Raw genomic sequence first — 12690 nt, forward strand, 5'->3', positions numbered from 1 at the left:
CATAGGGTATGTGATGGTTATTTTTTTGCCTGAATAGTAAGCGCCATCAAGGCGCTGGCAGCCGTAAACACCGCAATGATCCAGCCCATTGTCCATGGCGTACCATCGCTAAATAGCGCCAGAAGCAGTGAAGAGATGATGCCGCTGCCGTATTGCAATGCGCCCATTAGTGCCGATGCGGAGCCTGCGACATTTGGTACTGCATCCAGCGCACAAGCCGTAGACGTTGCCGCGATGATGCCATTCATAGAGAAGAACACGAATACGGCCACTACAATCACGGTGATCCCGCCAACGCCCAGACCAGTTGCGACAGCAAGTACTATTGCGGAAAGGGTAGCGATGAATACCGCTAGCTTAAGTAACGTTTCCAATGGGTAGCGATGAACCAGGCGTCTGTTGACCATGCTTACAGCCATCAATCCCACAATGTTTACGGCAAATAGCCAACCGTAATGCTGCGGGTCAACGCCAAAGTACGTAATGTACACAAACGGGGAGCCGGTGATGAAGGCGTACGCTGCGACGTAGTAGAAGGTCAGGCATAGCGTAAACCGCATGTATTTGGCGTTGGTTAGCAAAGCATAATAGTTTCGAAAGGCACTGGTTACGGAGGCTTGCGAGCGCTTTTCTGCAAGTAATGTCTCCGGTAACCAGAATAAAGACATCAGCATTAATGTTCCGATAATAGCTAGCAGCCAGAAAATGGCATGCCACGATGTGACTTTAATCATTTGCCCGCCAATTAGAGGGCCGGCAATCGGCGCGACAGCCATAATGATCATCAGGGTCGACAACATTTGCGCTGCACGGGTACGGCTAAACAGATCACGGATCATTGCACGAGCCAGCATAGGGCCGGTACAGGCGCCTAACGCCTGAAAAACACGCCAGAAGACAATTTGAACAATATCTGGTGATAACGCGCAGCCCACCGATCCTATAACGAATAAACCCAGACCAATGAACAGCGGCAGACGCCGTCCGTAACGATCGCTAATCGGTCCCCAAATAAGTTGCGCAATGCAAAATCCAATAAGAAACCCTGTGATTGTCAGTTCTGCATCACCCTGTAAATCTTTCGCCATGACGGGCATGGCGGGAAGATAGATATCGGTTGATAATGAAGTGACGGCCATTAAGGCGCTGAGAATGAGTATAAAAGTAAGACCGGTTTGTTTAGCCCTAGATGACTGCGTTCGCGACTGTAGGTTGAACATGGTGATCCGTCTGAACATGAAGGAATAGGTGCATGTTAACGGGTTTGTGCATGCTGATAATGGCAGGCGGGAGGATAGGGACTATGAGTGGTATTCATTAATAGAAAACGATATCTCTCATGGCATGGGCAGGATATGCCATAGGAAAGAGAGGCGATGCCATGTTCAGGTTTGCAATCCTGGCATGGTATCGGATGTGCGGCTTTACCAGAAATGCTGGGGGACGTTCATATACCTGAGAAAGAAGAAACGAGCTAAAAGGAAAACGAGGAATATGAAACCAATACGGCGAATGGGGAATGGATATGAACCGCATGTCGAACAGTTTGGCGATCGATTGACCTACTCGCTGCCTGTCGACTCTGGGGTTGTCAGCTTCGGCTTCACGTTTGAGCTTCGCCAAGCCGACCTTGATGTCCTGCTTTCCGATGACTATAGACGTGCCGTTCTCGAAGTTATTGCACACACATTACTCCAGCATTCGACGATTCGTGGGAATGCCCGCTTCACACAAAGCGATTTCGATAGCCTTGTGTCGGGCATACTCCACTCCACGAACGATGATCTCCATGCATTTATTGCACAGGTTGGTCGGGACAATAAAATTTTGATTGACCACTATGTGAAAGAAGTGATGAAGCGACGCTCCGCCGAAAACTTAGTATGTCGTAACCAATAGAATGAACATGGTTGGTCGATATTTGGATTATATTTTATCAGGGAAGTTACATTTTCATGTTAAGTGATTATTTTTCCACGAGGTATTATGTCTTATAATCTTTCAGATAAATTAGTAATAGGTTTGTCTTCTAGTGCATTATTTGATTTAGAAGAATCCGATAATGTATTTAGACAGAACGGTGAAGAGGAATATCGAGTATTTCAAAGAGAAAATCAAGATAACACTTTAAAAAAAGGAGTCGCTTTCCCATTTATTGGAACCGTCGGCATCTATATTGCCATCTGTTCATATCCCTTTTGGTGTTATTAATGAATCTCAAAATAAAAGCAAGTAATATCAAAATGATGGAAAATAAAGGGGAATGCGCGTCATAGGCTCTATTTCTAGAGCAGAACGCTTATATTGTACTCATGAAGTGATGTAGCTATCACTCCATGATACAGAGTATGCCTTATAAAATGAAAGTAGTCGTAAATTTGGGAATAGACTGACTGTCATATCAGATAGCCACCAAATATGAAGAGGGGAACGACGCTGGCGGCGATTTCCCGAGAGGCGGGGCTGGAGTCGTCCTCGCTGGCAAACGCGCTGACGCGGCACTGGCCGAAAGGCGAGCGCCTTTATCGCAGCGGCAAGCCGCATCCCATTAAACGACAGCGACCCATTCTTTACGCTTCAGGCAACGCCGCCATCGACGTTTCCACCAGACCCAGCAGCGTTTCGCGCGCCGCGCCGTCCTGAGCCTGTAGCGAAATGCCCTGAATGATGGTGGAAAAGTAAGTCGCCAGACGCGCGGTATCGGTCTCCGTTGGCAGTTCGCCGTCGGCGATTCCGCGCTCCAGCCGCTGGCGGATCAGCCGTTCGGTGCTGCGCCGCAGTTCTCGCATATGGCCGCGCAGCGGCGCGTTCTGTTCCTGACAGTTGAACAGGCCCAGACTGACCATGCAGCCGCCGGAAGACGGGCTGGACAACGCAATGTTCAGGCTGGCGAGCAGCATGCCCTCGATAGCTGCGCGTACGTTTTGCGTCTCGGCCAGCACTTTCATGCTGCCGGCGCCCACCGTGGAGAGATAGAGATCGAGCGCTTCCCGATACAGGGCCTCCTTGGAGCCGAAAGCGGCGTAGAAGCTGGGCGGGTTGATGCCCATGGCGCTCATCAGCTCGGCGAGCTGGGTGGCTTCGAAGCCTTTGGCCCAGAAGATTTCCATGGCGGACTTAAGTGCGGCATCACGGTCAAAACTGCGGGGGCGCCCTCGGGCCATACTGTCTCCTTTCTGTATTTTCGATTACATAATTATTGACGCTATTCGCGTTCATGTTAATACTGTAATTCAACTTACACAAATGGAGCAAGCCGATGTCCGATCATGCCGACGCCCGTATAGAGACCGTTCGCGACTATTTCCGTAAGGTCGATGCCAAGGATCCTGCGCTGCTGGATCTGTTCACCGAGGATGTTGAGTTCTTCTTCCCCAAGTTCGGCACGGCGCGCGGCAAGGCGGCGCTGCAACGTTTCGCCGAACGCATCGCCCGCGACGCGGCGCAGCTGACCCATGATATCGACGGCCTGATCTTCACCGTGCAGGGCGATCGCATCGTGGCGGAAGGGCGCGAGTGGGGCGTGACCGCGGACGGACGATCATGGCCCGATGGCGAAATCTCGCAGGGGCGCTTCGCCAACGTGTTCGAGTTCGACGGGGCGCTTATTAAGCGGACTTTTATCTACGTCGATCCGGATATGACCAACGAAGACAGCAGGCGAGTGGCCCTGTATCACGGCGCGCAGGCGCCCGACGATCCGCAGGCGCTGGCGGAAATCCTCGCGCTGTTCGCCGACGAGGTGGACTGGGATATCCCCGGCAATCTGGAGGCGGTGCCTTGGATCGGCCCGCGCCGCGACAGCGAGTCGGTGGGGGCATTCTACCGGGAACTGGCCGCGCGCATTACGCCGGAGCGCTTCGAGGTGCAGCGGATTCTGGCCGACGTCGACACGGCGGCGGTGCTGGGCGAACTGGCCTCGCGGGTCAACGCCACCGGCCGCCTTATCGAGTCGCCGTTTGCCGTCGTGCTGACCGTCGGCGATGGCCGGATTACTCGCTACCGCATGCTGGAGGACAGCCACGCCGTGGCGGCGGCGGTATCGGGACAGAGCCGCTAACCGTCTCCTGCCGAACCATGGTCAGCCTCAACGCTGAGGCGCCATATGATCTGGTGCGGCAGTTCGCGGACGCCCCCGCACCAACAGGGCAGAGGCTGCGTACAGGGCACCGGAAAACCGCACCACGGTTTTGCGCTAGCTGGCAAGCGCGTGATTGGATAGCCCCTTGCTAGGGGTTTCGCGTGGTCATACTCAGGTTATTCAGTTCGTTTTTTTCCTTTTCCAGCATCCGGCTATGATTGTAGTGTCCAACATGGTTGTCACCCCATGACTGCGCGTAGGGCAACCCGGTCAGGCTTTCAATCACCGCTTGGGTGTCCGCCGTGACGTCCGCCTTATCGCCGCCGTTTTTCAGGCGTTGAACTTCTCTGTTCAGGATATCGTGCGTGCGTTCGTTGATATTGAAGCGGTAGGAGGACAGGATACCCCACAGCGTCAGAATGACCGGCACCACGATCATGATGGCGATGATGCTGTCAATCGCCGACTGTGGCTGCGCGCTTTGGCCAGAAACGAAGCCGGACATTTGCAGTATCAGTCCCACCAGGAAGATGGACAGCGCCTGAGAAGCTTTGCGCAGCAGACTCATAAAGCCGGCGAAAATCCCTTCACGCCGGTTGCAGGTGAGAATCTCATCCACATCGGCCACGAAGGTATAGTTGTTCCAGGGAATGGCATAGATACCGCCGCGTGCCAACCCGGCAATGACTGCGCCGGTGTACAGCAGTGCCATGCTGGTGGCGTGCAGGAAGTAGCTGACGCCAAAGAGGGCAAACGCGACCAGCGCCAGCGATGCCTGGGTACGGAACGCCCTGGCGGGCGAGAATTTCAGCGTCAGATAGGTCGCGACGCCGACCCCGAAGAATTGCAGTGCGTTGACGGCGCCCAGCAGGTTGGAAGCCGTCACCGAGGTTTCCAGCAGGGCAAATACGATGAAGTAGGTGAACACCGAATTGAAGATGTCCTGCGCCACGGAACCGCCGAGATACATGCCCAAATGCGAACGGAATGTTTTGATTTTTAACGTAGAGACGAAATCAAACGCAATATTGCGACTCTTCTCCATGAAGGAGCGTTTCTCTTTCGGCTCGTCGTTGCGTTCCAGGCTTTCCACGTCTTCCACCGAACGTTCCCAGGTGCCGAAGTAGACAAACAGCAGCACCACGACAAAGGTGGCGGTAAAGATCAGGCCGGTGTAGTAGAACGACAGCGAGGATTCCTTGCCGAAATAGCCGACCAGACGGCCCGGCAGGAAGGCGGCGACAAAGCCGGATAATTGCGCGATATACATTCTGGCGCTGGTCAGCTTGGCTCGTTTATTGAAGTCCGAGGTCATCTCGGCGGACAGGGTGTCGTAGGGGATGAGAATCATCGTGTAGACGATTTCAAACAGAATATACACGCCCAGATAGAACCAGTAGTTCATGCCTTCTACCCACAGGAAAGAATAGACGGTCACTAAAGGCACGCTTAACAGCAAGAAGAAACGACGGCGGCCGAAACGTCGTCCGAGCCGGGTCTTATGAAAATTATCGGTAATGTAGCCCATTACCGGGCACATAATAACGTCCACAATACGCGCCACGGCAAAAATAGAACCGGCTTCCAGCGGTGACAACCCGCAGAATGTAGTGAGAAAAAACAATAACCATGCGCTTACCAACGTAAACGCCCCAGACCCGATAACGTCTGCCAACCCATAACAAATGTAGTTATAGAGTTTTATTTCTCTATTATTTTTTGACATGGTAAGCACTCTTATTCGCGGTTTTTATTATTTTCTTCTTCATATTCCCGGCGTTGTGTTTTGCTAATCAGGCGACGGTGATCCGCTTTATTACCCGAAAAAACCACCGCCGCGCCGTATTCACATGCATGCAAAGATGAAGAGAGAAAGGATTATTTTTCGTTTATTGCCTGTTCTGTCACGATTTCCTGGGGGTTCCATCCTTCAGGCAGTCTCTCCGGACGCAGGATGTTGAGATTATTCAGGCGCAACGCTTCCACGCCGCGCGCAAATAACGCCGGTAAGCCGCCCGGATAGGGTTCCACGCCAAAGGCGTTGCCGGTTAACGGATTGACCTTGTAGGCATTGTCTAATCCCATGCCGGTTGGGCGTTTGGGATTGCACGGCGGGCGTACGTCATATTCGCCCTGTGCGCTGTTCTCAGAGGCGAGCTGCCGGAGGGTCACGGTATTAAAGGTAATGTTATTGATCGCACCCTGAATATCGCTATGTAGATTGATAGCCCCTTCGGTGACGCCCACCATATTGCTGAACACCACGTCCGATACGCTGCCGGGCACGATGCGCGGATCGCGAAAACGCACTGAGACGAATACCGGATCGGCTTTTCCCCAGTGGCATGCATGGGCATAGTGACAGGCGTAGGTGATATTGCTGAAAATCAAACGGGAGAAGTTGCCGCCGTCGCGCGAAATAATGCCGATCGCGCGGTTCGATTCATAAATCGAACAGTTGTTGACGCTAACATTTTCCACATCGGCAAAGGTTTCGGTGCCGATTTTCAGTGCGCAGCTTTTGGAGCGTAAAATGCAGTTGGTCACCGTCACATTACGCAGCGGCCGTTGGATATGCGGCGCTTTTTTAGTGGTCTTCAAACAGATGCCGTCGTCGGCGGCGCTGAAATAGCAGTCGCTGATGTGGACGTTTTCACAGCTGTCGATATCCAGCGCATCGGTGTTGGCCATCGTCAAATCATTATCGATGGTAATGCGCGCGACGAACACCAGCTCGCAGCTGACCAAATGTACCGTCCACATCGGCGATTGCCTAATGGTGAAGTCTTTCAGCCGGATACTGCGACAATTTTCGAACACCACCATGCGCGGGCGATGGGGGTGGGGTAAGCGGTATCCCTGCTCGTCGGGCTCGGCGGAAAAGAAAGCGTTGGCGTTGCCATCGATCTTGCCGCTGCCGCACAGGGTTATGTTGTGTTCGCCGCAGGCATACAGCAATGCGCTTTGCGACAGTTCTGCCGTGGTGAGGGTTTGCGCTGCGGAATAGTCGTCATAACAATCGCTTGCCAGCAAGGTGGCGCCTGCTTCTAATTCCAGACAAAAATTCGACGGTAACACCAAGGTGCCGGTACGGTAGACGCCGGGCGTGACCACCAGCGTACCGCCGCCTGCGGCCTGAATATCATCAATCAGGCGCTGTAATAAGCCCGTGACGAGTTCAGCGCCATCGCGATTGATATTTACCGTATCAAGAGAAATTTTCATGAAAATATTCCGTCTGTATTGAGTGTCGTCTTGTTGATAAACGGATTGAAGCACGCGGGAAATGGGGGATAACACGGGAATCTGCGTGTTTTGTGGCGATCGGTGAAGGGCATCGCATCTCGCTTTTGGCGCGCAGGGAAAATCAGACGCGCGTCATAGTCGCGGTGCGTGCGTCGATGCCGGTGTGTGACGATCAGCACAAATAAATCGGCTTCTTCCTGGCGCAATGCAGGAAGAGCTCGTCAAGAACAGGGGATGGTCGGGAGAAATGAGACGGCGTTCACTGATTGGCGCCGCGCTCCGACGGCGCGGGGAACATTGGAGGAAGAGAATACGGCTTAATGGGAAGACGGCATTGGCGCAGACTTGTCGAGCAGCTCCAGCTCCGCATACAGGCTTTCGGTGAACCGGAACGCTTTTTCCGCGTCAAACAGGTGATCGTAACTGACAGGATAGTCGATATGGCTGGCGGAGAACTGTGTTAACTCCCAGTTCAACTCGTGCAAGGCGCGCATGTTGGCGCGAGCGATCTCACGCAGCGGCCAACTGTTGTCGACCTGATGACAATAGCGCAGAGTGAAAAACGCTTTCTGCGCATAGGCGAACATCCGGCAATAGAGCGATAGCCCGCTCCATTCCTGCAACCACAACCGGCGGAATGCCGGAGGAAACGCATGCGCATCGGCCATCGTCATAGCATGACGGTGGCCGTCCTCAGCGATGCGCAAAGCTTCGTCTTTCTCTTGCGAGATGTGATACAGATTTTGCGAGGAACGCTCGCGCTGCTCCGGCGCGAAGGTAATGTCGTCCTGCGAGCCGGGTAGCCAATGGTTGCGGTTTAGCTGACCGTACAGACTCCACACCGCCTGACCGTAGCTGTTCGGCAGCATACTGTGGCGGTGAAATACATGTTTTTTCACGTAAATCGCACCGTAAATGGCCTGACGTGCGGTATCGAGACACTCCAGAATCGCGGCGATCGTGTCCGAGTCCGGCGACCAGTCAAAGCGTGACTGCAACCAGGCGGCAAACAGCTGGGGCTGGTTAACGGTGGGAGACGATGCGCTCAAGTAGCTGGCGCAGGCATAAAGCGAGAATTCACTGAGTGAATTCAGTACGGAAACGTTATTGATGCCATCCCAGGTGATCCGGCACACAATATGTTTGTTGCTGGTGATATTCTCCTGACACCACAGAATACGCCCTTGAATTTCCTCATGACGGAGGCAGGGTACATGTCCCCAGCCGACTTCTTCGCCCGCAAAATCAAACTCGACCCAAATATCGCGTTCGGCCAGCGACAGTAAGGCCGGGTTGTTGGGAAACTCCGGCCAAAAGCGCTCAGGGGTAATTTTTACTGATACGCCAACGTTCGGCGGCAGGTGAGAGATCGAATCGATAGCGGTATCGATATCGTTATAATTCGCCGGGAAAAGCCGGATGATCAACCGTTTATCATATCTTCGCATTACTTTTTCCACGGCGGAGTACAGGCTGCCATAGCTTTCATGGCTGTCGAACATAAAGGCCGTGCCGTTTTTTTTCAGATCGAACTCATCACCCGATGGCGTGGCGAAACGCACCAGGCTGTCGGTATTGGAAATGGCGAGAAAAACGCCTTTCAGCATCGGCAACTGATGCATGGCCAGTATCAGCTTATCCGTCAGATACTGGCGCCAAAACGCGATATCCGGCTTTTCCCGGCAACTTTTTTGTGCGAGGAGTTCGGGGTGGCTGATAAACAGCTCCGGCGTAATGCTGATCTCCTTGCACTGTAGGTAGACATCAATGCCGTGCAAGACGCAGTGTCGCGCTATTTTATTGATATAGTTGCAATTGAAGCGTTGCAGGTTGGAGACGTGATCGTCATAAGTTTGCAGCTTGAAGCCGTCCGGCGCGACCAGCTTATCCAGCAGATCGGGCTGCCCGAGTATCAAGGCGTTAAAATGGTGTTGCCGGGCGTAAGCGACAACCCGCATGATGAAATGCCATGACCACAGATCGTTTGAGGTAATTTCGATCGCCCTGGTTTGCCACATGCCGTCTTCGCCTTATTGTTATTCGTGTGATTATCAAGGGATGCCGTTGCCCCAGCTAACAATGAACGCATTAATGATGCGGCCTGGCGGCCTCAACAAAACGCGGATGTAAGACGCCAGAACCATAGTAACCTTCTCCAGTAGCGGATTTTCGTTAAGTATATCGACATTTTCCAACTGGCAATCATCTAAGCCGGTCTATCTAAAATGCGCCGACGTCGTTATGATGAGCTTGGTGGCCCCATCCTGTGCTGTGGTCTTTTTATTTAAGTAATTAATTGATTTAAATTAATATTTCCCCGATTGCTCAGTAGGGTCTCTATACTTTGGGAGATAATCAGCATGACAATGTATCAGGCGTTGGCTTTTGATCTTGCCCACCACCGGATAACACTCGGTGAGGTGCAACTCCACTATGCCGAGATTGGACAAGGCGAGCCCGTTTTGCTTCTCCCCGGTTGGCCGCAGACCTGGTACGCCTGGCGTCATGTGATCCCCATTCTCCAGGCCGAAGGACGACGGGTGATAGTGTTGGACCCGCGCGGTCTGGGCGCCAGCGATAAGCCATCCCAGGGCTACGATCTCGACTCTGTTGCCGCGGAGGTGCATGATTTCATCACTCAGCTAGGCCTTGCCGACGCGAACAGTCTGGATATCGTTTCCCATGACGTGGGTTCGTGGATAGCTTATGCGCTGGCCGTCGCCTATCCGGGCGACATGCGGCGCCTGGTACTTAGTGAAATGACCATCCAAACGCCTGATGCGGCGCGTCCGATTCCAGACGAAAGCGGCAACATCGCAACCTGGCATTTCAGCTTTAATCGCCTGACAGACCTGCCCGAAGCGCTGGTTTCAGGGCGGGAGCGTTTGTTTCTCGACTGGCTGTTCGATCATAAAACCATCTGGCCGGAGAAAATCGATAACATCGCGCGCGAGCATTACACCCGTAGTTTCGCCGCGCCGCATGCTGCTAAAGCCGGTTTCGATTATTATCGCGAGCTGCTAAGCGAAAACGGACTCAAGCGCATGGCGGAGCGCATAGCTCAGCCACTGACCATGCCGGTATTGACCATCGGTGCGGAAGGCGGCGTGCAAAATCGTTTAGGTCAAAGTTTGGCGGACGCCGCCCCGATGTTGCAAAGCGTTGTGCTTGCCGGCGGACACTATCTGCCAGAGGAAGCGCCAGAAGCCTTTGCTCAAGCCGTCATCGCTTTCTGGCGCGACACGGAGTAAAAAGTCAGTAAGTTCAGTAATGGGGTTCTGCGGGGCTTTCGTCCTCTGCCGGAACATGAATGCCGACTAACCATCAAAGCGATCATCTTATCTATGTTTAAACGTATCAAGTCCGCCCTGCGCGGCAAAAAAAAGAGTACACAGACGACCATCGCTTCTGAGCAAGCCAATGTGGCGCAATCCCCGCCCGCCAATGACGAACTGATTGTCGCCTATGACGCTTATGGGCAGGAAATGCATATCCCGCGCAGCGAGTGGCGCGATAAGGTTTTTCTGCCTGCTTTGCAGCAAAAGTGGAACGACGCAGACGAACTCTACGATGCGATCATCTCGGGCCTGAACGACGGCTTTGTGGCCGATTTGCTGCCGGCCGCCGAACGTCTGGTTGAAATTGACGCTATTGCCGAGCGCAGCCATGTCATCCAGGGCATTGTGCTGATGGAAAATGGTCACCTTGCCGGCGCTGAGAACGCTCTGCGTACGGGCATAGAAAAAGCCGGTGCGACGGGAACCTTGTTGACTAATTTGGCCAAGGTATTTGCCGAGCGCGGCGAAGACGCGCGCGCAGATGAAACGCTTTGGCAAGCGTTGCAGACCGATCCGAATCAGGACAACGGTTTACTCTGGTGGGCCGCCATTCAGCAGGAGCGCGAGGGCGAGGCGGGTTACCTGAAGGCGCTGCGCACCGTAGCGGCTCTGCCGGGGAGTTGGCGAGCGCAACTGTGGCTGGCGCGTCATCATCTGGAACATAAGGAGGTTGAGGCGGCCCGGGCCTTGTATGCCGAGGTGCTGAACGGCGGCCTGTTCGACGGCGGCGCGTTAATGATGATTTCCGGCGATCTCGGCAATAATGGCGAGATCCCGCCGATCGTCGAACTTATCGCGCCGGTTTACGACGAGCACAAGCATGATCCGATGGCTGGTATCAACTTGCTGCGCGCTTACCAGGCGCTCGGCGACGTCGAGGAGGGCGAAAAGCTGCTGGCGCGCATGTATGCGCTGGGGTTCGCGCCAATCAAACAGCGTCTTGATGAGTTCGCACAGGCCTTTCAGGAGATGCGTAAGCAAGTTACGCAAGGTATTCCAACCGATCCGGAACAGTTGAAGATCAGCACGTTGACGCTAAACCAGCCGATCTGGCATTACGGCTTGTGCAAAGCTGACTGGCTTTTCCAACAAAAGCCTGAGGACGCGCAACAAATCGGCTTCTTCGCGCTTGCAAAAATGGCGGACGGCATTGAAGGTTCCGAATCGCAGCGCGAAGATGACCTTGGTCGTCTGACGCGCGCGATTCCTCTCTATTTTGCCGAAGCGGCCCACTATTGGAGCCACTACGCAACCCGTTGCTATATCCAGGTGGTGGAAGGGGGCGGGCCGGTGGTCGCCGGCGGCATCGACGGCAATGCGCTTTTCGACATCGTGCCGCCGACGATGACCTATTTTGTCACCGGCGAAATTGGCTGCACTGGCGAAGGCGAGCAAAAGCAGTGGCAGATATCGCTCGATCTCTGGGACTGCGCCGCCCGCGCAAAACTGGCTGCTGAAAGCGGCCAGGCCATCGATGCAGAGCTCGGCGCCCTGATGCTGGATCTTGAACAACGCTTGCTCGCTCACCTCGATCAGAAACGCGACCAGCCCCTGGATCCGTTCTACTTACGTCCCTCGCTCGAGGCAATGCCCGTTTATCTGAACGAGCTGGGTCAGGCTTTCATGCTGACGCTGGTCGCAAATGAATGGATGCCGCGCTCCGCAATGTGGGGCGAGCGGGCGATGCTGGATTGGCCGCTCAGGATGGCTTTACATTGGCCGTCGGCGGAAGTGCCGAAGCTGATGTACATCTCCGGGCTGGGTAAGGCTTACGACTATAAATCCGACGCCCTTGCTGAATACAAGACGCGCAGCCTGGAACTGCTGCGCGAAGCCGAAAGGGCGGACAGCCCGGCGGCTCGCCTGGCGCCGCTGATATGGAAAATTTTCGGCATGGATGAAGAGTTCAACGCCCATCGCCGGAATTTGTCTGCCGATGCGGACGCGGCATATTCAGCCTGGCTGGCGCGCGTGGCGGAAAAATAGCAACGCACGCGACAATTCACGCTCATGCATATTTATGGG

11 protein-coding genes are annotated in these 12690 nt (G+C 54.1%); 6 read left to right on the forward strand and 5 right to left on the reverse strand.

The window, feature by feature from the left end:
• Positions 1 to 17 precede the first annotated feature (17 nt).
• Positions 18 to 1220: a multidrug effflux MFS transporter gene (locus tag ABRZ28_RS14675; RefSeq protein WP_330520661.1), complete on the reverse strand. Its 1203-nt coding sequence runs from the start codon at positions 1218 to 1220 to the stop codon at positions 18 to 20.
• 274 nt (positions 1221 to 1494) lie between these two features.
• On the opposite strand from ABRZ28_RS14675, the gene ABRZ28_RS14680 reads away from it, so the two are divergent.
• The 3 genes from ABRZ28_RS14680 (at position 1495) to ABRZ28_RS14690 (ending at position 2643) form a co-directional block, all read left to right on the forward strand.
• Positions 1495 to 1899, forward strand: coding sequence for a hypothetical protein (locus ABRZ28_RS14680; RefSeq protein ID WP_330520662.1), 405 nt, complete (start codon positions 1495 to 1497; stop codon positions 1897 to 1899).
• An 87-nt stretch (positions 1900 to 1986) separates the two neighbouring features.
• Complete coding sequence (locus ABRZ28_RS14685; protein WP_330520663.1) at positions 1987 to 2211, forward strand: 5'-nucleotidase; 225 nt, start codon at positions 1987 to 1989, stop codon at positions 2209 to 2211.
• A 207-nt stretch (positions 2212 to 2418) separates the two neighbouring features.
• A complete protein-coding gene (locus ABRZ28_RS14690; RefSeq protein WP_330520664.1) occupies positions 2419 to 2643 on the forward strand; it encodes a helix-turn-helix domain-containing protein in 225 nt (74 codons plus the stop codon).
• Here the strand turns inward: ABRZ28_RS14690 and ABRZ28_RS14695 are convergent.
• Entirely contained in the window at positions 2571 to 3164 is a 594-nt protein-coding gene (locus tag ABRZ28_RS14695) for a TetR/AcrR family transcriptional regulator (protein ID WP_330520665.1), read from the reverse strand. The genes ABRZ28_RS14690 and ABRZ28_RS14695 overlap by 73 nt on opposite strands.
• Before the next feature lie 95 nt (positions 3165 to 3259).
• On the opposite strand from ABRZ28_RS14695, the gene ABRZ28_RS14700 reads away from it, so the two are divergent.
• A complete protein-coding gene (locus tag ABRZ28_RS14700; RefSeq protein ID WP_330520666.1) occupies positions 3260 to 4060 on the forward strand; it encodes a nuclear transport factor 2 family protein in 801 nt (266 codons plus the stop codon).
• Between the two features lie 169 nt (positions 4061 to 4229).
• Here ABRZ28_RS14700 and ABRZ28_RS14705 read toward each other — a convergent pair whose 3' ends face one another.
• From ABRZ28_RS14705 to ABRZ28_RS14715, 3 genes are all read right to left on the reverse strand, one after another.
• Positions 4230 to 5807 carry an MFS transporter gene (locus ABRZ28_RS14705; protein WP_330520667.1) on the reverse strand — a complete coding sequence of 526 codons (1578 nt, stop codon included), beginning with the start codon at positions 5805 to 5807 and terminating at the stop codon, positions 4230 to 4232.
• Between the two features lie 152 nt (positions 5808 to 5959).
• Complete coding sequence (locus tag ABRZ28_RS14710; RefSeq protein ID WP_330520668.1) at positions 5960 to 7306, reverse strand: glycoside hydrolase family 28 protein; 1347 nt, start codon at positions 7304 to 7306, stop codon at positions 5960 to 5962.
• 338 nt (positions 7307 to 7644) lie between these two features.
• Positions 7645 to 9345, reverse strand: a complete 1701-nt coding sequence (locus ABRZ28_RS14715; protein WP_330520670.1) for a hypothetical protein — start codon at positions 9343 to 9345, stop codon at positions 7645 to 7647.
• Between the two features lie 342 nt (positions 9346 to 9687).
• On the opposite strand from ABRZ28_RS14715, the gene ABRZ28_RS14720 reads away from it, so the two are divergent.
• Both ABRZ28_RS14720 and ABRZ28_RS14725 read left to right on the forward strand, forming a co-directional pair.
• On the forward strand, positions 9688 to 10578 hold the full coding sequence (locus tag ABRZ28_RS14720; protein WP_330520671.1) for an alpha/beta fold hydrolase: 891 nt from the start codon (positions 9688 to 9690) through the stop codon (positions 10576 to 10578).
• A gap of 93 nt (positions 10579 to 10671) precedes the next feature.
• Entirely contained in the window at positions 10672 to 12651 is a 1980-nt protein-coding gene (locus ABRZ28_RS14725; protein WP_330520672.1) for a tetratricopeptide repeat protein, read from the forward strand.
• Positions 12652 to 12690: the final 39 nt, after the last annotated feature.

The sequence above is a fragment of the Brenneria sp. g21c3 genome, assembly GCF_040240345.1.
Taxonomy (GTDB): Bacteria; Pseudomonadota; Gammaproteobacteria; order Enterobacterales; family Enterobacteriaceae; genus Brenneria.

Coding starts and splice junctions, on each gene's coding strand:
- ABRZ28_RS14675 (WP_330520661.1), bottom strand. CDS start 1,220: ATGTTCAACCTACAGTCGCGAACGCAGTCATCTAGGGCTAAACAAACC.
- ABRZ28_RS14680 (WP_330520662.1), top strand. CDS start 1,495: ATGAAACCAATACGGCGAATGGGGAATGGATATGAACCGCATGTCGAA.
- ABRZ28_RS14685 (WP_330520663.1), top strand. CDS start 1,987: ATGTCTTATAATCTTTCAGATAAATTAGTAATAGGTTTGTCTTCTAGT.
- ABRZ28_RS14690 (WP_330520664.1), top strand. CDS start 2,419: ATGAAGAGGGGAACGACGCTGGCGGCGATTTCCCGAGAGGCGGGGCTG.
- ABRZ28_RS14695 (WP_330520665.1), bottom strand. CDS start 3,164: ATGGCCCGAGGGCGCCCCCGCAGTTTTGACCGTGATGCCGCACTTAAG.
- ABRZ28_RS14700 (WP_330520666.1), top strand. CDS start 3,260: ATGTCCGATCATGCCGACGCCCGTATAGAGACCGTTCGCGACTATTTC.
- ABRZ28_RS14705 (WP_330520667.1), bottom strand. CDS start 5,807: ATGTCAAAAAATAATAGAGAAATAAAACTCTATAACTACATTTGTTAT.
- ABRZ28_RS14710 (WP_330520668.1), bottom strand. CDS start 7,306: ATGAAAATTTCTCTTGATACGGTAAATATCAATCGCGATGGCGCTGAA.
- ABRZ28_RS14715 (WP_330520670.1), bottom strand. CDS start 9,345: ATGTGGCAAACCAGGGCGATCGAAATTACCTCAAACGATCTGTGGTCA.
- ABRZ28_RS14720 (WP_330520671.1), top strand. CDS start 9,688: ATGACAATGTATCAGGCGTTGGCTTTTGATCTTGCCCACCACCGGATA.
- ABRZ28_RS14725 (WP_330520672.1), top strand. CDS start 10,672: ATGTTTAAACGTATCAAGTCCGCCCTGCGCGGCAAAAAAAAGAGTACA.